At 65.6% G+C, this 20,044-nt stretch carries 15 protein-coding genes, 1 tRNA gene and 1 riboswitch; of the genes, 13 read left to right on the top strand and 3 right to left on the bottom strand.

Annotation, left to right across the window (positions count from 1 at the left end; genetic code table 11):
* Nucleotides 1–106: 106 nt before the first annotated feature.
* A riboswitch (cobalamin riboswitch) is annotated at nt 107–306 on the bottom strand.
* A gap of 104 nt (nt 307–410) precedes the next feature.
* A complete protein-coding gene (locus SP6_RS14510; RefSeq protein ID WP_037569898.1) occupies nt 411–968 on the top strand; it encodes a septal ring lytic transglycosylase RlpA family protein in 558 nt (185 codons plus the stop codon).
* Between the two features lie 490 nt (nt 969–1,458).
* On the opposite strand, the gene SP6_RS14505 is transcribed toward SP6_RS14510, so the two are convergent.
* Nucleotides 1,459–1,535 (bottom strand) — tRNA-Pro (locus SP6_RS14505).
* 192 nt (nt 1,536–1,727) lie between these two features.
* On the opposite strand from SP6_RS14505, the gene yajC reads away from it, so the two are divergent.
* The 4 genes from yajC to SP6_RS14485 are packed head-to-tail and all read left to right on the top strand — an operon-like array spanning nt 1,728 to nt 5,081.
* Nucleotides 1,728–2,078 (top strand): preprotein translocase subunit YajC, encoded by a 351-nt coding sequence (yajC, locus tag SP6_RS14500; RefSeq protein ID WP_007406752.1) that lies wholly within the window; start codon nt 1,728–1,730, stop codon nt 2,076–2,078.
* 7 nt (nt 2,079–2,085) lie between these two features.
* On the top strand, nt 2,086–3,690 hold the full coding sequence (gene secD, locus SP6_RS14495) for a protein translocase subunit SecD (protein WP_007406750.1): 1,605 nt from the start codon (nt 2,086–2,088) through the stop codon (nt 3,688–3,690).
* 16 nt (nt 3,691–3,706) lie between these two features.
* Nucleotides 3,707–4,687 carry a protein translocase subunit SecF gene (secF, locus tag SP6_RS14490; protein ID WP_007406737.1) on the top strand — a complete coding sequence of 327 codons (981 nt, stop codon included), beginning with the start codon at nt 3,707–3,709 and terminating at the stop codon, nt 4,685–4,687.
* 10 nt (nt 4,688–4,697) lie between these two features.
* A complete protein-coding gene (locus SP6_RS14485) occupies nt 4,698–5,081 on the top strand; it encodes an MTH938/NDUFAF3 family protein (protein WP_042469328.1) in 384 nt (127 codons plus the stop codon).
* A 12-nt stretch (nt 5,082–5,093) separates the two neighbouring features.
* Here the strand turns inward: SP6_RS14485 and SP6_RS14480 are convergent, their stop codons facing one another.
* Nucleotides 5,094–6,281 carry a glycosyltransferase gene (locus tag SP6_RS14480; protein WP_007406756.1) on the bottom strand — a complete coding sequence of 396 codons (1,188 nt, stop codon included), beginning with the start codon at nt 6,279–6,281 and terminating at the stop codon, nt 5,094–5,096.
* A 216-nt stretch (nt 6,282–6,497) separates the two neighbouring features.
* Here SP6_RS14480 and SP6_RS14475 point away from each other — a divergent pair, with 216 nt between their 5' ends.
* Nucleotides 6,498–7,934 carry a S41 family peptidase gene (locus SP6_RS14475; protein ID WP_007406749.1) on the top strand — a complete coding sequence of 479 codons (1,437 nt, stop codon included), beginning with the start codon at nt 6,498–6,500 and terminating at the stop codon, nt 7,932–7,934.
* 159 nt (nt 7,935–8,093) lie between these two features.
* On the opposite strand, the gene SP6_RS14470 is transcribed toward SP6_RS14475, so the two are convergent.
* Nucleotides 8,094–8,918 carry a pirin family protein gene (locus SP6_RS14470; protein ID WP_007406753.1) on the bottom strand — a complete coding sequence of 275 codons (825 nt, stop codon included), beginning with the start codon at nt 8,916–8,918 and terminating at the stop codon, nt 8,094–8,096.
* A 180-nt stretch (nt 8,919–9,098) separates the two neighbouring features.
* On the opposite strand from SP6_RS14470, the gene SP6_RS14465 reads away from it, so the two are divergent.
* From SP6_RS14465 to SP6_RS14440, 7 genes are all read left to right on the top strand, one after another.
* Nucleotides 9,099–10,034 carry an outer membrane protein assembly factor BamD gene (locus tag SP6_RS14465; protein ID WP_007406742.1) on the top strand — a complete coding sequence of 312 codons (936 nt, stop codon included), beginning with the start codon at nt 9,099–9,101 and terminating at the stop codon, nt 10,032–10,034.
* Nucleotides 10,035–10,201: 167 nt separating this feature from the next.
* Nucleotides 10,202–11,866 carry a DNA repair protein RecN gene (recN, locus tag SP6_RS14460; protein WP_007406746.1) on the top strand — a complete coding sequence of 555 codons (1,665 nt, stop codon included), beginning with the start codon at nt 10,202–10,204 and terminating at the stop codon, nt 11,864–11,866.
* 138 nt (nt 11,867–12,004) lie between these two features.
* Entirely contained in the window at nt 12,005–12,175 is a 171-nt protein-coding gene (locus tag SP6_RS21040; protein ID WP_007406747.1) for a hypothetical protein, read from the top strand.
* A 64-nt stretch (nt 12,176–12,239) separates the two neighbouring features.
* Nucleotides 12,240–14,378: an NAD-dependent DNA ligase LigA gene (gene ligA / locus SP6_RS14455; RefSeq protein WP_007406743.1), complete on the top strand. Its 2,139-nt coding sequence runs from the start codon at nt 12,240–12,242 to the stop codon at nt 14,376–14,378.
* 232 nt (nt 14,379–14,610) lie between these two features.
* Complete coding sequence (locus SP6_RS14450) at nt 14,611–17,961, top strand: TonB-dependent receptor (protein WP_007406733.1); 3,351 nt, start codon at nt 14,611–14,613, stop codon at nt 17,959–17,961.
* Nucleotides 17,962–18,085: 124 nt separating this feature from the next.
* A complete protein-coding gene (locus SP6_RS14445; RefSeq protein WP_042469327.1) occupies nt 18,086–19,219 on the top strand; it encodes a sensor histidine kinase in 1,134 nt (377 codons plus the stop codon).
* Nucleotides 19,216–20,013: a LytR/AlgR family response regulator transcription factor gene (locus SP6_RS14440; RefSeq protein WP_007406732.1), complete on the top strand. Its 798-nt coding sequence runs from the start codon at nt 19,216–19,218 to the stop codon at nt 20,011–20,013. Before SP6_RS14445 ends, SP6_RS14440 begins: the two co-directional genes overlap by 4 nt.
* Nucleotides 20,014–20,044: the final 31 nt, after the last annotated feature.

The following is a 20,044-nucleotide window of genomic DNA, read 5'->3' as shown; positions in this document are numbered from 1 at the left end:
TTACCCGGACGGACGCACGCCGGGGCAGATACCGATTCGATCGGCCCGATGGGCGTCGCTCGCATGATACAATATATCCCGCCGATGACCATCCCCTGGATCGCGGCAAGAGCGACTCGCACCGGCAGGTCTCCTGGCTCGCGGGTCGAAGCGAAAGGATGCGGCCTTCCCGGATCGTCTCCAGTGGCGGTCTCTCGATGGAGACAAGCATCGCTCGCTCACCGCTTACAGTTGCAGGGACAGCCGTGGTTTTGCACCACATTCCCGTTTCAAGCCCCAAAGGGCACCGGCGCGATTGGTCGGACGGCTGAAAGCCGCCCCGCTCACGGATACTATGCGGCCAAGCGAGGCGCAAACCGCTTTATCGTCGGCGCCTTGCGGCCTAATCGGGGGCCATGGTTTGGAAAGCGATGCGCCGATGCACCCCGGCGGCGGCGGCCCTGCTCGCCGCCTGTTCGGGCGGGAACTACCGGCCGGTCAGCGACTATCCGGTGCGGATCGGCAAACCCTATACGGTGCGCGGCGTCACCTATGTCCCCGCCGAGGACACGACCTATGACATGCTGGGCTATGCCAGCTGGTATGGCAACGAATCGGGCAAGCGCACCGCCAATGGCGAGCGCTTCCGCCCCGGCTGGGCGACGGCGGCGCACACCACCTTGCCTTTGCCCAGCTATGTCGAGGTTACGGCGCTGGATACGGGACGACGGATCATCGTGCGGATCAACGATCGCGGACCATTCGCGGGATCGTCGCGGATCATCGACCTGTCGCGCGGCGCCGCCGAGCAACTGGGCCTGCGCGCGGTCGGGAAAGCGGCGGTGCGGGTGCGCCGGGTGGAGCCGGACGAGAAGGACCGCGAACGCCTACGCCACGGCAAGGCGGCGCGGCCCCTCCCGCCGGTATCGGATGCGGTGCGGGCCAACCTCTTGTCGCAGATGGCGACAGCAGGAATGACGGTGCGTTAGAACCGGCGGTTTCCGCCCAGTTGCGGACGTTCGCCTATGGCGACATGGTACCTCGATGAGCCGTCTCTATACCGCACGTCGCATTCCGCAGGCAATGATCCTGATCGGTCCATATTCGTTATTTTCTCATTAGTTGTGGGCGTTGCGCACTATGGCTTCGATGTCCCTATCTACGACAGGAATACCGGCGAGCCTTCGTCTGATATGAAAATTGGCCTATTGCTCGCTTTCTTCGCGGGCGTTGGTCTTCTATTCGCGCTACTGGGCCGCACAATCCTCCGCGCAGCAGCCCGCCATAAGCTCGCCGGATAGTAAGCGGGAAACGTCCGCTTTCCACCCATAGCCGCCATTCAGCTTCGGCCACTTGGTCCGCCATCACGCCAGGCCGCCCGGTCCCCACTCCGCGCCGAGCAAACGGAAGGAACACACCAAAACGAAAAAGCGGGCTTTCGCCCGCTTCGTCATCATCCGCCGATGTTTCGAAGAAGATTGGTCGGGGCGACAGGATTCGAACCTGCGACCCCCACACCCCCAGTGTGATGCGCTACCAGGCTGCGCTACGCCCCGACCGAGCGGCGGCCTCTAGGCGGGTTTCGCGGCGGATGCAAGCCTTGATGTTGCACGGGGCCCCACCCCACATCCGGCTCTCCATTGCGCCTGTCCGCCTGCGATGGTAGCGGGCAGGCTATCCGACATGGGGGCTGGTCGATCGTTCGCGGTCGGCGGGTGCCCGTGCCCATTCAGCATAGACGGGTCCGAATGTTCATTCCCTTCACCGCCCCAGTCGCCGCGGCGGCCGCCGCCAGCGGGGCCGCCGCATCGAGCGGCGCCGCCTCGTTCCTCAGCCTTGCGCCGCTCCTCCTCGTATTCGTGGTCTTCTATTTCCTGATGATCCGCCCGCAACAGCGCCGGATGAAGACGCTGCAGGCGTCGATCGAGGGGGTCAAGAAGGGCGATCAGGTCACCACGGCAGGCGGCATCGTCGGCAAGGTGACCCGCGTCGAGGACCAGCTGGTCGAGGTCGAGATCGCACCCAATGTCCGCGTCCGCGTGGTCAAGGCGACGTTGACCGACGTGGTCGGCCCCAACGCCAAGCCCGCGAACGACTGAGCCTTCGATGCTGGATTTCCCCCGCTGGAAGGTCGCTTCCATCATCGCGCTGCTGGCGGCCCTGTGCCTGTTGGCGATCCCCAGCTTTCTGCCCGAAAGCGTCACGAACAAATGGGGGGCCATCCCGCACCCGCGCGTGAATCTCGGGCTCGATCTGGCGGGCGGTAGCTATCTGCTGCTGGAGGCGGACACTGCCGATCTTGCCAATTCGCGGCTGGAGACGATGCGCGACCAGGTCGCGGCCGAAATGCGGCGCGGCAATCCACGTATCGACATCGGGGACATCTCGGTGCGCAATGGCCAGCTCAGCTTCATGCTGCGCGATCCGACCCAGGTCGATGCGGCGCGTGAGCGGCTGCTGTCGATCACCGGCGGCGGGGCGGGCATGACCGGCCAGCGCGAATGGGATATCCAGGTCGTCGACACCTCGCGCTTCGTGTTGAAGCCGACCCAGGCGGGCCTGAACCAGGCGATCGACACCGCGATGAAGACCGCGACCGAGGTCGTCCGGCGGCGCATCGACGCGCTGGGCACCAAGGAACCGACGATCCTGCAACAGGGCAGCAACCGCATCGTGGTGCAGGTGCCGGGCCTTCAGGATCCGCAGCAGCTCAAGGATCTGATCGGCAAGACCGCCAAGCTGGAATTCAAGCTGGTCGACACGACCGCGAACCCGGTCGACGTGGCCAAGGGCAATGCCCCGGCCGGCAGCCAGGTCCTGCCCTATCCCGGCAATCCGCTGGGCGCGCCGGTGATTGCGGTCAAGCGGCCGGTCATCATCTCGGGCGACCAGCTGATCGACGCGCAGCAGACCTTCGACCAGCAGACCAATGCGCCGCAGGTGGCGATCACCTTCGACGCGCAGGGCGGCCGCAAGTTTGCGCGGATCACTCAGGAAAATACCGGCAAGCCCTTTGCCATCATCCTCGATGGCCAAGTGCTTTCCGCCCCCAATATCAACGAACCGATCCTGGGCGGACGCGCCTCGATCAGCGGCAACTTCACCGTCGATACCGCCAATCAGCTGGCGATCTCGCTGCGTTCGGGCAAGCTGCCGATCGATCTGAAGGTCGTCGAAGAGCGCACCGTCGGCCCGGACCTGGGCGCCGACTCGATCCACGCGGGCATCCTCGCCTCCGCGATCGCGGCGGTCGCGGTGATCGTGTTCATGACCCTCACCTATGGTCGCTTCGGCATCTATGCGAACATCGCGGTCGTCATCAACGTGCTGGTCATCCTGGCCGTGATGGCGATGCTCAACGCGACGCTGACCCTGCCGGGTATCGCGGGCTTCGTGCTGACCATCGGCACGGCGGTCGACGCGAACGTGCTGATCAACGAGCGCATTCGCGAAGAACGACGGCGCGGACGAAGCGTCGTCCAGTCGGTCGAGCTGGGTTACAAGGAAGCCAGCCGGACGATCTTCGAGGCGAATGTGACCCACGCCATCTCGGGTGTCATCATGCTCGTGCTCGGCTCGGGGCCGGTGAAGGGTTTCGCGGTCGTGCTGCTGATCGGCATCGCGACCAGCGTGTTCACCGCCGTTACCTTCACGCGGATGCTCGTGGCGCTGTGGTTGCGCCGCGAAAAGCCCAAGACCATCAATATTTGAGGCAGGAGAACAGATCATGCGCCTCCTGAAACTCGTCCCCGACAATACGAATATCGACTTTGTCCGCCTGCGCGGCTGGGCGTTCGGGCTGACGCTCGCGCTCACCCTGCTGGCGGTCGGCGTCACCTTCGCACGGGGCCTCAATCTGGGCGTCGACTTTGTCGGCGGCCTGATGATCGAAGAGAAATTCCCCACCCCGCCCTCGGCCGATCGGGTCCGTTCGGTCGTCGATGGCCTGGGCGTGGGCGAAGCCAATATCCAGACGGTCGGCGATGGCCGCACCATCAGCATCCGCCTGCCCGTGCCCGAGTCCAAGGACGAAGGCGCGACCAACGCCGTGGTCCGCAAGGTCGAGGCCGCGCTGGGCCAGCAATTCCCCGGCGCGACCTTCAGCCGTTACGACACGGTGTCGGGCAAGGTGTCGGGCGAGTTGATCAAGCACGGCGTGCTCGCGGTCGTCCTGGCGATCCTGGGCATCGGCCTGTTCGCCATCTTCCGTTTCGAATGGCAGTTCGGCGTGTCGACCATCGTCGCGATCGTCCACGATCTTTTGGTGACGCTCGGCTTCTTCGCGATCACCCAGTTCGAACTCGACCTGACGATCATCGCGGCGTTCCTGACCATCATCGGCTATTCGATCAACGACAAGATCGTCATCGACGACCGTATCCGCGAGAATATGCGCCGCTATCGCAAGATGGACATGCGCGAGATCATCAACCTGTCGGTCAACGAGACGCTGCCGCGCACGGTGATGACCTCGGTCACCATCCTGCTGGCGCTGACCGCCCTGCTGCTGCTCGGCGGCCATGTGCTGCGCGGCTTCACGGCGGCGATGATCCTGGGCATCGTGGTCGGCACCTATTCGTCGATCTACGTCTCGTCCTCGCTGCTGATCTCTCTGGGCCTGCGCGCCGAGCCGAACCGGGAGAAGCCGGGCACGACCGACAAGCGCACCATCGCCGAGGCCGAGCGAATCACACCGCGTGAAGGATGATGGATCGGGCATGAGCGACTCGATCCGCATCACCCGCGATCCCACCGCCCCCGGCCCGATCGTCCGTGGCTTTGCCGCCAATGGTTACCGGGTCGGGGAGATCGCCTATCCCGCGCTGCTGCTCTCGCCCGACTGGCATGAGCCGTGGAGGCCCCCGGCCTTCGACGCGCTGGATGTGCGATCGGTACAGGCGCTGATCGACGAAGCGCCCGAATTCCTGCTGCTCGGCACCGGCGCGGAATTGCGCCGGCCGCCGGCCGCCTTCCGTGCGGCGATGGACGCGGCGGGCCTCGGCGTCGAGGCGATGGACAGCCGCGCCGCCGCGCGCGCCTGGGGCGTGCTGCGCAGCGAGGGACGCAAGATCGTCGCCGCGCTCTACCCGCTCGACGCCTGACGGCGCGAAGACCTATCGGTCGACGGCCTCGCTCCGGCGTCCGACCAGTTCCGCCAGATGCGAGTGGAGCGCCGCCGCATTGGCCGGCCAGGTGAAATCCCGCACCGCCGCCCGCACCGTCCAGGGATCGGGCGCCTGAGCCAGCACCTCGCCGATCGCGGTGGCGAAGGCCCCGGCATCCGCAGTGGCGATTCGCCCAGCCGCGCGGCTGGTCACCACATCGCGGGCACCACCCGCCGGGGTGATGACGATCGGCGTACCGCACGCGAGCGCCTCGACCCAGGCATTGGCCAGTCCTTCCGAAACCGACGCCAGCGCCATGACATCCGCCGCGCCGAGCAGCGCCGGCAGTTCGTCATGCGGGATGCCGCCGACCAGCCGAACGCGATCGGCGATGCCCAGCCGCCGCGCCCGCGCCGCCAGCGCCTCGCGGTCGCCCCCCTCGCCCACGATCATCAGCGTCACGCCGGGCAGCCGCGCCACCGCATCGATGACGACGCCATGCCCCTTACGCGGGATCAGCGCGCCCAGCGACAGGACCAGCGGGCCGGTGACACCCAGTGTCCGCTTGGCCTCGCCACGGTCGATCGGCTGAAACCGGGCCTGATCGACGCCGGTGTGATGGACGCGGATATGCTGGCGCGGCACGCCCAGCGTGGCGACATCGTCGGCCATCGCGTCGCTGACCGCGAGCAGCCCGTCCGCATTCCGTGCCGCCTGTGCCACCTGCGCGCGCGTCGCGGGGGCATGGCCCCAATGATGGATATCGGCCCCGCGTGCCTTGATCGACACCGGCACGCCATATCGCCGCCCCATCGCCACCGCCGCCGGTCCATCGGGAAAGAAGAAGGAAGCATCGATCACGTCGAATCGCTGTTCGGCCCATAGCGCGTCGAGCACCGGGCCAAGCGCGCGGACGAGCGTGGCGACATGGAATCGCCCGCCCGTCCCCGGCACGGTCACGAAGCGCGGCCGCGACACGTCCAGCCCGTGCCATGTCTCGCGCAGAGGAAGCGCCGCCTGCGCCCGAAACCGACTGGCCCGCGCCAGCGGCCAGACCGGCAGGCCGATCGGGGCGACCACGCGCACCGCCACCCCCGGCCGGGCCATCAGCGCCGCCGTCTGCCGTTCGACGAACACGCCGAAATTGGGCCGCGTCGCATCGGGGAACAGGCTGGACAGGGTCAGGACGTGCAGCATGACATCTTATACCTGCCTTGGGCCCGCAACGCGCGGTCCATTTGCACCGCTTTTGCCCCTCCACTCTCAATATTATCTTACCATCACCTACTCTTCCTTAACAAAGATGATGGCGGCGGAACGCAAGTTGTTGATCGTTCATCCTGGCGAAACATCGCCGCTGACACAGTCATGACGATGGGCTATCCAGCCCTGAACTTGAGGCAGGGGGATGGAATGGCGCGATTCGGACGTCTGGGTACGACGCTGGCGTTGGCGGCGACACTGGCGGGATGCGGTGGTGGCGATAGCGGTCAGGTCGCGTCGACCAGCAACGGCAACGGCACCGGGACGATCAGCGGATCGACCAATGGTTGTTCGCTGCGCAGCCGGCAGAACTGGGTCGCGGCGCAGTTGGACGAATGGTATCTCTTCCCCGAGACGCTGCCCGCCAATCGCGATCCCTCCGGCTATTCGACGGTCAGCGACTATATCGACTATCTGACCGCGACCGCGCGGGCGCAGCGCAAGGATCGCTATTTCACCTACATCACCTCGATCAAGGAAGAGGAAGCGTTCAATTCCACCGGCGCCGATGCCGGTTTCGGCTTCCGCCTGACCGCGGATGCCAGCCAGACCAAGCTGATGATCGCCGAAGCGTTCGAAGGCGGCGCGGCGCTGGCCGCCGGGATCGACCGGGGCACCGAGATCCAGGGCATCGGCACCTCGACCAGCGATATCCGGTCCATCTCGGATATCGTCCGCGCCGACCCCAATAACGGCATCTCCAATGCTTTTGGTCCGGATACGGTCGGCACCTCGCGCACGCTGCGCGTCGCCGACACCTCGGGCAATGTCCGCACCGTCACGCTGACCAAGGCGCAGTTCAATCTGCAGCCCGTCTCGCCCAATTACGGCACACAGGTGATCGTCGAGCATGGCCAGCGCTATGGCTATATCAACCTGCGCACCTTCATCGACGCCGCCGATCCGCAGCTGCGCGCCGCCTTCTCCACCTTCAAACAGCAGGGTATCAATCAGGTCATCGTCGATTTCCGCTATAATGGCGGCGGCCGCCTGAGCATCGCGGATCTGTTCAACAATCTGCTGGGCGGCGATCGCCAGACATCGGACGTGATGGGCTATACCGCCTTCCGCGCTAGCAAGGCGTCCAACAATTCGACCACCTTCTTCGCGCCGCAGCCCGAATCGATCGTGCCGACGCGCATCGCCTTTATCGGCACCGGCGGTACCGCCTCGGCCAGCGAACTCGTGCTCAACCGGACCCTGCCCTATATGGGCGCGCGCTCGGGGCTGATCGGTGCCAATACCTATGGCAAGCCGGTGGGCCAGATCGGGCTGGACAAGGCCGAATGCGACGACCGCCTGCGCGTGATCGCGATCGCAATTCAGAACTCCAATCGCCAGGGCGATTATTATAACGGCCTGGCCAGCGTGGTCCCGGCAAGCTGCCGCGCGGGCGACGACCTGACCCGGCGGATGGGCGACCCGCAGGAAGCCTCGACCCGCGCCGCGCTGGACTTCCTCCAGGGCAAGAGCTGCACGCCGATCAGCGCCTCCGCCACCGCCCAGTCGGCCGATGACGGCCCGCGCAAGCTGGTCCAGCCGATGGCGCCCTCCCCGGCACAGCGCGAAGTGCCGGGGTATTTCTAAGACGAACCGGCATCAAATTCCCCTCCTCCATAGGGGAGGGGACCATGCGTAGCATGATGGAGGGGTATCGCCGGTGGCGATGAAGTATTCCCTCACAGGGCGGGATACCCTCCGTCAGGCCCTCGAACTGCCCCCTTGCAGGGGAGGAATTTGAAGGCCTTAAAGCCGCTGCGTTCCGGCATAGGCGAACAGGGCATCGCCGTCCGACGACAGGTGGATCGTCTCGGCACCGGTGACCGTCAGGCACTGCCCGGCCTTGAAATCGACACCCGCGACCGAACCGCTTCCCGTGATGGGGATCAGCCACGCCGTCCGCCCCTCGGGCAGGTCCACCGCATGATCGCCCGCCGCCCAGCGCTCGAGCACGAATTTCGGCCCCTCGACCAGGATGTCGCGCCCCTCGCTCGCCGGGCCGGGCGAGACGATCGGCTGATAAGGGGTCAGATGCGCGACATCGACGCCGTCTTCCAGATGCAGCTCGCGGTCGCTGCCATAATCATAGAGGCGGTAGGTCGTCTCGCTATTCTGCTGCACCTCAATCACGGTCAGACCCGCGCCGATGGCATGGATCGTGCCCGAAGGCGCATAATAGAAATCGCCTTCCTTAACCGGCACCCAGTCGAGATCGGCCTCGATCGAGCCGTCACGCGCATCGGCGCGGAGCTGTTCCTTCGTCATCGGCGCCTTGGGGCCCAGCGCGATGGTCGAATCGGGCTCGGCGGTCAGGATCGTCCAGCATTCGTCCTTGCCGCGCGGCAGGCCGCGGGCCTGGGCCTGTTCGTCATCGGGATGGACCTGCACCGACAGCTTCTCGCTGGTGAACAGATATTTGATCAGCAAGTCGGGCGAGGTGTCGCCCGGCTCCTGGAACCACACCTCGCCGATCGGCGCGCCGTCCGGCGCGGCATCCTCGAACCCCGGATATAGCGTGTGACGGCCCCAGGGCTTTTCGACGCGGTGGGTGTGGAGCAGCGTGGCGGGCATGGGTCGACAATCCTTCCGATCAGGTGACGGTTCAACCGTCCGGGCGATGGGCCGTTCCGCCCGTTCGCCTGTCCATGCCGCGTGGCCCCACGGCGTTCAAGCGCTCTGTCGGAAGCCTTGGCACATGGCATGCGCGCGGGGACTGTTCCCCGCCCTTCGGCTGCGCTAAGGACATGCGCGATGCGTAACCCCCGTTCCCGTGCGCTGTCGCTGGCGCTGATCGCCGCTCTGGCCCTTCCGATCGCGGGTTGCGCCCGCAACCGTACCCGCACCGACCTGCCCTATGTCGCACGCGACGTCGGCACGCTGTATACGGCCGCCAAGCAGCGGCTGGACCAGCACCGTTACAAGGAGGCCGCGCTGCTCTTCGACGAGGTGGAGCGTCAGCACCCCTATTCGATCTGGGCCCGCCGTGCGCAGTTGATGAGCGCGTTCAGCTATTATCTGGGTCGCGACTATACCCAGTCGATCCAGTCGGCGCAGCGCTTCCTGGCGGTCCATCCGGGCAATCGCGACGCGCCCTATGCCTATTATCTGATCGCGCTCGGCTATTATGAGCAGATTCAGGACGTCACCCGCGACCAGAAGATCACCCGCCAGGCGCTCGACGCGCTGGGCGAGCTGATGCGCCGCTATCCCAACACCCGCTATGCCGCCGATGCGCGGTTGAAGGTCGACCTGGTCAACGATCACCTGGCCGGCAAGGAAATGGAGATCGGCCGCTTCTACGAGGATCGCCACCAGTGGCTGGCGGCGTCGATGCGGTTCCGCACCGTGGTCGACAAGTACCAGACGACCAGCCACACGCCCGAGGCGCTGATGCGGCTGACCGAGACCTATCTGGCGCTGGGCGTGCGCCCCGAGGCCGAGCGCGCCGCCGCCGTGCTGGGCGCCAATTATCCGGGCAGCGACTGGTATAACCGCGCCTATAAGCTGATGCGCGAATATCCGGTGCAGCCGATCCCCGCGATCCAGCCAGGCCAGCCCGTGGTGCCGACCGGCACGCCGGGTTCGGTCAATATCGGCCTGCCGGGCAGCGGCGGTACCGTCACCCCCAGCGCCGCCGCCCCCGGCCGCCCGACGCCGACCGGCAACAACAGCTCGCCCACCGGCTGATCCCCTTTTTTGTCATGGGGCGAGCATAGCGAAGCCATCCAGGGTCCCGCGTCGGATGCTCTGGATGGCGTCGATACGCTCGCCATGACGGACACCCCGAACAAATCGGGATCATTTTCGCATCGGGGGGATAACATCGCGCGGCATTTGGCTTTATATCGCCCGCCATGCTGACCGCATTGTCCATTCGCGATGTCGTGCTGATCGAGGCGCTGGATCTTGATTTCGGCCGGGGCCTGGGTGTCCTGACGGGCGAGACCGGGGCGGGCAAATCGATCCTGCTCGACGCGCTGGGGCTGGCGCTGGGCGGGCGCGGCGACAGCGGACTGGTCCGTCATGGCGCGGGTCAAGCGATCGTCACCGCCAGTTTCGAGCCCCCCGCCCCCGATAGCCGCTTGGCCGCCATTCTGGACGAGGCGGGTATCGCGGTGGAGCCGGGCGAGCCGCTGATCGTGCGACGCCAGGTCAAGGCCGATGGCGGCAGCCGGGGCTTCGTCAACAGCCAGCCGGCCTCCGCCGCACTGCTCCGTGAGATCGCGCCTTTTCTGGTCGAGATCCATGGCCAGCATGACGATCGCGGCCTGCTAAACCCGCGCGGCCACCGCGCGATGCTCGACAGTTTCGGTCGGATCGACACATCGGCGGTCGCCGCCGCCTGGGCCCGGCTGCGCGAGGCTGAGGCTGCGCTGACCAGCGCCCACGAGGAGATCGAGGCTGCAGCGCGAGACCGCGAATGGTTGGAGCATGCGGTTGCCGAGCTGACCAAGCTGGCCCCCGAACCCGGCGAGGAAGAGGCGCTGGCCGATCGCCGCCGGACGATGCAGCGATCGGAGAAGATCGCCGGCGAACTGGGCGCGATCGAGGAGCATCTGCAAGGCTCGGACGGTGCGCTGGCCGGCCTGCGCCAGGCCGCACGCGTGCTGGAGCGCATATCCGAGGATCACCCCATATTGGCCGAGGCGCTCGCCGCGATCGATCGCGCGGTGATCGAAGCGTCGCTGGCCGAAGACCGGCTGGTCGAGGCGCATCGCGAGCTCGCCTATGATCCGCGCGCACTGGAGGAGGATGAGGCGCGGCTGTTCGAATTGCGCGGCATGGCGCGCAAGCACCGCGTGCAGCCGGACGAACTGGCCGATCTGACCGAGCAGCTTCGCGGTCGCCTCGAACGCCTCGACGCGGGCGAGGAAGGCATTGGCCGGTTGGAAGCCGCCGTCTCCACCGCGCGCACCGCCTATGACAAGGCCGCCGCCGCCGTCTCCCGCGCGCGTACCGAGGCCGCCGAACGGCTCGACCGCGCGGTGAAGAGCGAACTCGCGCCGCTCAAGCTCGATGCCGCGCGCTTCCGCACCATGGTCGTGCCGGCCGAGCCCTCGGGCTGGTCGGCGGCGGGCAAGGACCGGATCGAGTTCGAAATCTCGACCAACCCCGGTGCGCCCTTCGCTCCGCTCATGAAGATCGCCAGTGGCGGCGAATTGTCGCGCTTCATCCTGGCGCTGAAGGTCGCGCTCGCCGAAGAGGGTGGCGCGACGACGATGATCTTCGACGAGATCGATCGCGGTGTCGGCGGCGCGGTGGCCTCGGCGATCGGCGACCGGCTGCATCGCTTGGCACAGCGGACGCAATTGCTGGTGGTGACCCATAGTCCGCAGGTCGCCGCGCGCGGCGCCGCGCATTTGCTGATCGCGAAAAGCCATGACGGCACGGTCACCCGCACCGGCGTCCGCGCGCTGGGCGCGGACGAGCGGCGGGAGGAGATCGCCCGGATGCTCTCGGGCGCGACCATCACCGACGAGGCGCGCGCCCAGGCCGATCGCCTGATCGAGACCGCCTGAGTTGCAGGTCCGAATGCTGTTTTATAGCTGAGACGAAAATGATATGCTGTGCGGGTCAGATCGTCCTGACTTCCATGCTGGATGCGTCGAATGCCCGTGTCTCCGCTCAAACCTGCTGCGATTGACGATACAAACGATATGACCGTCCTGATGACGGGACTTCAGTCTTGCCTGTTGCTGGCCGACAAGATGAACCTGGCGATGGTCGGCATCCATATCGAGCAGGCCTGCGGCTGGCTGATCGCCCATGGACAGGATTCGCCGGCGGTTGCCGCCAGCCGCGCGGTGCCCCCCTCGCATATCGGTTGATCCGACCGCCTTTGCGCCGCCTGCCGCTTGATCCTTTGCCAAGGGGTGGACTAGCACGGGCGGCGTGACTGCCCTCCCTGCCCTGCCGCAAACCGATCTCGAAGCCGCCGCCGATCTGGAGGCGCTCGCCCGCGAGATCGCGCATCATAACCGCCTCTACCACACCGAGGATGCGCCCGAGATTTCGGACGCCGATTATGACGCGCTGATCCGCCGCAACATGGCGATCGAGGCGGCCTTTCCTCATCTGATCCGCAGCGATTCGCCCAACCGACAGGTCGGCGCCGCCCCCGCCGCGCATCTGGCCAAGGTCGCCCATGCCCGGCCGATGACCAGCCTGGACAACGCGTTTAGCGATGAGGAGGTCGAGGAGTTTATCGGCCGCGTCCGCCGTTACCTGAAGCTGCCCGACGACGAGCCTGTCACCCTGACCGCCGAGCCTAAGATCGATGGCCTGTCCTGCTCGCTGCGCTATGTCGACGGGCGACTGGTCCAGGCGCTGACGCGGGGCGACGGGACGATCGGTGAGGACGTGACCGAGAATGTCCGCACCATAGCCGACATACCCCAGTCCCTGCCCGCGCCCGCCCCGACCGTGTTCGAGGTGCGCGGCGAAGTCTATATGAGCAAGGTCGACTTCACCGCGCTCAACGCCCGCCTCGCACAGGAGGCGGCCGAGACGGGCAAGGAAGCGCGGCAGTTCGCCAATCCACGCAACGCCGCCGCCGGATCGCTGCGCCAGAAGAATCCGGCGATCACCGCCGGCCGCCCCTTGCGCTTCCTGGCGCATGGCTGGGGCGAGGCAAGCGAGGTACCAGCCGAAACCCAGTTCGACATGGTCGAGACATGGCGCCGCTGGGGCTTCCCCATCGCCGAAGCCTTCGCCCGCGTGCCCGACGCCGCCGCCGCGCTGGCCGTCTATCGCACCATCGAGGCGCAGCGGGCCGACCTGCCCTTCGATATCGACGGCGTCGTCTACAAGGTCGACCGGCTCGACTGGCAGGCGCGACTGGGCATTGTCGGGCGCACGCCGCGTTGGGCGATCGCCCACAAATTCCCGGCCGAACGCGCGCAGACGACGCTGGAGCGGATCGACATCCAGGTCGGCCGCACCGGCGCGCTGACTCCGGTCGCGCGGCTGGAGGCGGTGACGGTCGGCGGCGTGGTCGTGACCAACGCCACGCTCCACAATGCCGATGAGATCGAACGGCTCGGCGTCCGTCCTGGCGACCGAGTCGTCCTGCAACGCGCCGGCGACGTGATCCCGCAGATCGTAGAGAATCTGACCCGCCATGTGGCCCGCGAACCCTTCGTCTTCCCCGACCATTGCCCCGAATGCGGCAGCCTCGCGACGCGCGGCGAGGGCGAGGTCGTCATCCGCTGCACCGGCGGCCTGATCTGCCCGGCCCAGCGGGTCGAGCGGCTGATCCACTTCGTCTCGCGCCATGCCTTCGACATCACCGGCCTGGGCCTTGTTCGTGTCGAAGAATTCTTCCGTGATGGTCTGATCGCCTCGCCCGCCGACATCTTCCGCTTGGCTCAGCATCGCGAGGCGCTGATCCAACGCGAACGCATGTCGGAACTGGTCGTCGACAAGCTGCTGGCGGCCATCGACGCACGGCGCGACATTTCGCTCGACCGCTTCCTGTTCGCACTCGGCATCCGCCATGTCGGCGAGATCACCGCGCGCGACCTCGCTCGCCGATTCGTCTCGATGGCGGGCTTCCGCGCGATGATCGACGCCGCGCTTCAGGTCCGTGCCGAGACGGTCCCCGCGCTGGGCGAACCCGAGCGCAAGTTCGAACTCCGCCGCCAGCGTGCGATCGTCGCTGCGATCGACACGCCCCAGATCGGCCCCGAGGTCGCCGATGCCCTGCTCGACTTCTTCGCCGAGGAGCATAACCGCGACGTCGTCGACGATCTCCTGTCCGAGGTGACGCCGGCGGACGTCGTCCACCAGACCCGCGAATCGGACGTGAGCGGCAAGACGCTGGTCTTCACCGGCACGCTCGAAACCCTGTCGCGCGACGAAGCCAAGGCGCAGGCCGAGGCGCTGGGTGCGCGCGTATCGGGGTCGGTCTCCGCCAAGACCGACCTGGTCATCGCCGGGCCGGGCGCCGGATCGAAGCTGAAGAAGGCGCAGGATCTGGGCATCCCTGTCATCGACGAAGCCGCCTGGAACGCGCTGGTCGCCGCGAGCTAGGGCGAGTGAATCGCCTTCCCCCGGACGATCAAATTAATCGAGATTAGAGCGGGATAAGAGCGTGGTCGGCCGCGCGCACCGTTGCCAATCTGCAACGCCCGCAAACGGAGTGAACACCCCCTGTCGCGCCGATGAATTTTGTCACATAACGGCAATGTTCGTACCGCAGGGGCCCGCTCAACCGAACCGAATAACGGTCGGACCGCGCGCCTGCGCGAAAAGGGGACCATATATGCGCAATTCTCTCTTCCTGGGTGCGGCCGTCGTCGCGCTCGCGATTCCTGCGGCGGCGTCCGCTCAGGAAACGACGTCTTCAATCCGCGGTACCGTCACCGCCAACGGCGCGCCTGTTGCGGGCGCGACGATCACGATCGTCAACGTTCCCTCGGGTACCACGACCTCGGCGGTTTCGGGCCCTGACGGCTCCTTCTCGTCCACCGGTCTGCGCGTGGGCGGTCCTTTCACCGTCACCGTCTCGGCTCCCGGCTATCAGGAAACCCGCGTCACGGATATCTTCACCGTGACGAGCCTTCCTTATGAACTGCCGGTCGAGCTGACCGCAGATGGTCAGGGCAGCGGCGGAGAGATCGTCGTTACCGCTTCGTCGATCGCTGGCGCCGGTTCGAAGAGCCTGGGCCCTGTGACCGTTCTGACCGCAGCGGATATCGCGAAGGTAGCCAGCGTCAACCGCGACATCCGCGACCTGATGCGCCGCGATCCGTTCGCCCGCCTCGACTATGCTTCCGGTTCGGGTCGTGCCGTCTCGTTCGCGGGCCAGAATGCGCGCTTCAACCGCTTCTCGGTCGACGGCGTGCCGATCACCGACAATTTCGGCCTGAACCCCGACGGCCTGCCCACCCGTCGCAGCCCCATTCCGCTCGACGCCATCGGCCAGTTCCAGACCAAGGTCGCGCCCTATGACGTGCGCGAAGGCAATTTCCAGGGCGGCGCGATCAACGCCATTCTGAAGTCGGGTACCAACAGCTTCCACGGCACCGGCTTCTATTCCTATTCGTCCGACAAGCTGTGGGGCAAGGAAACCGCCGCAGGACCGGGCGTCCCCACGGGTCGCGTCACCCTGCCCCCGTTCAAGTTCCAGAATTTCGGCGCCGAACTGGCCGGTCCGATCATCAAGGACAAGCTGTTCTTCATGGTCGCGGGCGAGCGGATCCGCGCGGGCACTCCGATCGTGGAAGGCACGGTCGAGAACAATGCCGGCACCGTCATCCCGAACGTCGGTGATTCCGGCGGCCTGCTGACCAATGCCACGGTCAACCAGATCACGTCGATCGCGCAATCGCGCTACAATTACAATGCCGGCGGCATCCTGAACAATTCGCAGGATAGCGACGATCGTCTGGCCGCACGCCTCGACGCCAACTTGTCGGATACGCAGCGTGCGTCGTTGACGTATCTGTACACCAAGGACTCGATCCGTCTCGGTCAGAACGCCTCGGTCACCGCCCCCAGCCTGGGCCTGGAGTCCAACGGCTATGTCAGCAGCAACCGCCTGCATACCGGCGTGTTCCAGCTGAACAGCGACTGGTCGGATGAGTTTTCGACCGAATTCCGCGCCTTCTACAAGGATTATAAGCGCGGTCAGGACCCGATCCTGGGTCGTGGTTTCGCCCAGTTCCAGGTTTGCGCGGCCCCGACCTCGGACCGCTCCAATCCGGGCTCGGCGGGTGCCAATGCGGCGACGACCTGCGCGCCGGGTTATGCCTCGGTCTATTTCGGTCCGGACATTTCGCGCCAGTCGAACGCACTGACCAGCCGCACCTATGGCGGTTTGCTCCAGGGCCGTCTGAACCGCGACAATCATGACCTGCGCATCTTCGTCGACTTCCAGGATACGAAGATCGAGAACCTGTTCCTGCAGCGTACGGCGGGCGATTATTATTTCGACTCGATCGCCGACTTCCAGGCGGGCAATGCGCAGCGCCTGCGCTATGCGAACGCGGTGCCGAGCCTCGATCCGATCAATGCGGCGGCACGCTTCCGCTACCAGTCCTATGCCTTCGGTATTCAGGACAATTGGCGGATCACCGACTGGTTCAGCCTGGACTATGGCATCCGCTATGACGTCTATGGCGGTCACAGCCGGCCTGCGTTCAACCAGGCGTTCTTCAATCGCCTCGGCTATGCCAACACCGCCTATATCAGCGGCCGTGGCATCGCCCAGCCGCGTATCGGCTTCGATCTGCGTCCGACCAAGGACCTGTCGATCCGTGGCGGCGTCGGCATCTTCTCGGGCGGCTCGCCGGACGTCTATGTCTCGAACAGCTTCTCGAACACCGGCTTCCTGTCGAACGCGATCGACATCCGCCAGAACAACGACGGCAGCTACACCGGCACCAACCTGCCTGCCGGCGTCGGCGCGGCGGCCCTGACCAATGTCAACGGGACCCAGATCCCGGGCGTCGTGAACAACTATCTGAACGCGGGCACCATCGCGTCGACTTCGCCGACCAACGCGCTCGATCCCAAGTTCAAGCTGCCGTCGCAGTGGCGTTCGACCCTGTCGTTCGACTATGCGCCGGACGCGCTGCCGGGCTTCAACTTCGGTGCGGACTTCTTCTACTCGAAGGTGCGCAATCAGGTGTTCTTCACCGACGCGCGCGTCGTGCCCACTGCGCTTCGTACGCCCGATGGCCGTGTCCGCTATGCGTCGCTGACCTCGTTTGCCGACACCAATTCGGACATCATCCTGACGAACACGACGCGCGGCCGCAGCTACATCGCGGTGGCGCGGATCGACAAGACGTTCGACCTGGGCCTGAACCTGGGCGCCAGCTTCACCTATCAGGACATCAAGGACCAGGCTCCGGCCACCTCGTCGACCGCCAACTCCAACTACAGCAACGGCGCGTTCCTCGATCCGAACGGTGCCGCCTATGGCATCTCGAACGAGCAGGTGAAGTACAACATCAAGTACAACCTGACCTTCGAACGCGCGTTCTTCGGCGACTACAAGACCACCTTCGCCCTGTTCGGTGAAACCCGTATCGGCCGGCCGTATAGCTGGACGATGCAGGACGCGTCGAACCAGCGCAGCCCGATCTTCGGGACCACCGGTGGCACCAGCCGCTATCTGCTGTACGTCCCGACCGGCATCGACGACGCGCGCGTGTCCTATGATACGGTGCAGACCCGCGACACGCTCAACGCGCTGATCAACGCGACCGGCCTGAACAAATATCGTGGCCAGATCGCGCCGCGCAACGCGTTCAATTCGAAGTGGTTCACCAAGATCGACCTGCACTTGGCGCAGGAAATCCCGACGGGTCTGGGTGCGTCGCGCATCCAGGTGTTCCTGGATGTCGAGAACTTCGCGAACCTGCTGAACAAGAAGTGGGGTCAGCTGCGTCAGTACAGCTTCCCCTATACGATCGCAGCCGTCCGTGCGCAGTGCCTGACCGCGCCGGTCGCGACCGGCACTGCGGCGGGTTCGGCCGTGGCCACCAACACGTCGCAGGGTTGCGCTCAGTATCGCTACCTGGCGCCGAACTCGACGCCGACCGACACGATCTCGTCGCAGGAATCGCTGTACCAGATCCGCATCGGCGCGCGCTTCAGCTTCTAAGCTGACGCGTCCGGCGACGGACATTCGGGGCCGCCCCTCCTTCGGGAAGGGCGGCCTTTTTTTGCCTTCGCCCCAATCTTTGCCCTTCGCGCATGGGCCGTGTAGATGTCGCCCGGCCATGGCCATGCATTCGCCCGTCGCGTCCTCCACCGCTTCGCCCCCCGCTTCCGACCCCTTGTCGGTGCGGCCGTTTTTCGAGAACAAGGCGCGCGCCTTCTGGACGCTGCAGGCGGCCGGCTGGTCGGGCTATCTGGTGCTGCGCTCGGTGGTCGGCATCTCCAACGGCTTCTCGCTGGAGAAGATCATACCCGTGATCATCGAGGCGATCCTGGGCTATTGCATCACCCTGCTGCTCTCGACGCTGTACGGCTATTACCGACGCATCCCGCGCATCATGGGGGTGTTCCTGACCCTGGCGACGCTGGCGGCGGCGACCTTTCTCTATGCCGCGCTCAACGCCTTTTCCTTCTCGTTCATCACCACGACCCAGCCGGGCGTCACCGTCACCCTGCTGATCGGCAATTTGTTCATCACCTTCGTCGTGCTGGCCGGCTGGTCGGCCCTCTATTTCGCGATCAACTATTATCTGATCGTCGAGAGCCAGATCGACGAAATGCGCGCGCTGGAATTGCAGGCCTCCTCGGCGCAGTTGGCGATGCTGCGCTATCAGCTCAACCCGCATTTCCTGTTCAACACGCTCAATTCCATCTCGACGCTGGTGCTGCTCAAGCAGACCGAGCGGGCCAACGCGATGTTAAGCCGGCTGTCAGCCTTTCTGCGCTACACGCTGGCGAACGAGCCCACGGCGCATGTGACCGTGGCGCAAGAGGTTGAAACCCTGAAACTCTATCTCGAAATTGAGAAGATGCGCTTCGAGGACCGCCTGCGCCCGAGTTTCGAGATCGACCCGCGCGCCGAACGCGCTCGTCTACCTTCGCTGCTGCTCCAGCCGCTGGTCGAGAATGCCATCAAATACGCCGTCACGCCGCAGGAAGAGGGCGCGGAAATCCGCGTCGATGTGCGACTGGTCGGGCAACGGGTGCGGATCGCCGTATCGGATACCGGCCCCGGCTTGCACGAGACCCGTCATTCCTCAAGCGTTTCGACCGGCGTCGGACTGTCCAATATCCGCGAACGGCTGGCCCAGGCTTATGGCCCAGACCACCGCTTCGAATCCCGCTCCGCGCCAGCTGGTGGGTACTCGGTCGAGATCGAGATCCCGTTCCAGCTTGAGAATGTGAATAGAGAGGCCGCATGACCATCCGTACCATCCTCGTCGACGACGAGCCCCTGGCGATCCAGGGACTGGAGATCAGGCTCCAGGCGCACGACGACGTCGAGATCATCGAGCGCTGCTCGAACGGGCGCGAAGCGATCCGCGCGATCAAGACGCACAAGCCCGACCTGGTTTTCCTCGACATCCAGATGCCCGGTTTCGACGGTTTTTCGGTGATCCAGGGGCTGATGGAGGTCGAGCCGCCGCTGTTCGTCTTCGTCACCGCCTATTCTGACCATGCCCTGCGCGCGTTCGAGGCGCAGGCGGTCGATTATCTGATGAAGCCGGTCGAAGAAGCGCGGCTGGCCGATACGCTCGACCGGGTGCGCCAGCGGCTGAACGAGAAGCGCGGCGCGGGCGAGGTCGAAAAGCTGAAGGAAGTGCTGGCCGAGCATGCTCCGGAGGCCGTCGCGGACCTGAACGAGGGCGGCGAAGTGGCGTCGAGCCGGTTCGAGAAGCTCATCAACATCAAGGATCGCGGCCAGATCTTCCGCGTCGATGTCGACACGATCGAGATGATCGAGGCGGCGGGCGATTACATGGTCATCAACACCGGCGACAATTCGCTGGTCCTGCGCGAGACGATGAAGGACCTGGAGAAGCGGCTCGATCCGCGGCGTTTCCAGCGGGTGCATCGCTCGACCATCGTCAACCTGGACCTGGTCAAGCAGGTCAAGCCGCACACCAATGGCGAATGCTTCCTGCTGCTCGAGTCGGGGGCGCAGGTGAAGGTGTCGCGGAGCTATCGCGACGTCGTGGCGCGGTTCGTCCACTGAGGAATTTTTCCTCCCCTGCAAGGGGAGGTGG

This window comes from Sphingomonas paucimobilis NBRC 13935 (genome assembly GCF_000739895.2).
GTDB classification, from domain to species: domain Bacteria; phylum Pseudomonadota; class Alphaproteobacteria; order Sphingomonadales; family Sphingomonadaceae; genus Sphingomonas; species Sphingomonas paucimobilis.
The sequence above is the reverse complement of the archived record's forward strand: the minus strand, read 5'-3'. Positions and strand labels throughout refer to the sequence as shown.

Coding starts and splice junctions, on each gene's coding strand:
- SP6_RS14510 (WP_037569898.1), top strand. CDS start 411: ATGCGCCGATGCACCCCGGCGGCGGCGGCCCTGCTCGCCGCCTGTTCG.
- yajC (WP_007406752.1), top strand. CDS start 1,728: ATGTTCATTCCCTTCACCGCCCCAGTCGCCGCGGCGGCCGCCGCCAGC.
- secD (WP_007406750.1), top strand. CDS start 2,086: ATGCTGGATTTCCCCCGCTGGAAGGTCGCTTCCATCATCGCGCTGCTG.
- secF (WP_007406737.1), top strand. CDS start 3,707: ATGCGCCTCCTGAAACTCGTCCCCGACAATACGAATATCGACTTTGTC.
- SP6_RS14485 (WP_042469328.1), top strand. CDS start 4,698: ATGAGCGACTCGATCCGCATCACCCGCGATCCCACCGCCCCCGGCCCG.
- SP6_RS14480 (WP_007406756.1), bottom strand. CDS start 6,281: ATGCTGCACGTCCTGACCCTGTCCAGCCTGTTCCCCGATGCGACGCGG.
- SP6_RS14475 (WP_007406749.1), top strand. CDS start 6,498: ATGGCGCGATTCGGACGTCTGGGTACGACGCTGGCGTTGGCGGCGACA.
- SP6_RS14470 (WP_007406753.1), bottom strand. CDS start 8,918: ATGCCCGCCACGCTGCTCCACACCCACCGCGTCGAAAAGCCCTGGGGC.
- SP6_RS14465 (WP_007406742.1), top strand. CDS start 9,099: ATGCGTAACCCCCGTTCCCGTGCGCTGTCGCTGGCGCTGATCGCCGCT.
- recN (WP_007406746.1), top strand. CDS start 10,202: ATGCTGACCGCATTGTCCATTCGCGATGTCGTGCTGATCGAGGCGCTG.
- SP6_RS21040 (WP_007406747.1), top strand. CDS start 12,005: ATGACCGTCCTGATGACGGGACTTCAGTCTTGCCTGTTGCTGGCCGAC.
- SP6_RS14450 (WP_007406733.1), top strand. CDS start 14,611: ATGCGCAATTCTCTCTTCCTGGGTGCGGCCGTCGTCGCGCTCGCGATT.
- SP6_RS14445 (WP_042469327.1), top strand. CDS start 18,086: ATGCATTCGCCCGTCGCGTCCTCCACCGCTTCGCCCCCCGCTTCCGAC.
- SP6_RS14440 (WP_007406732.1), top strand. CDS start 19,216: ATGACCATCCGTACCATCCTCGTCGACGACGAGCCCCTGGCGATCCAG.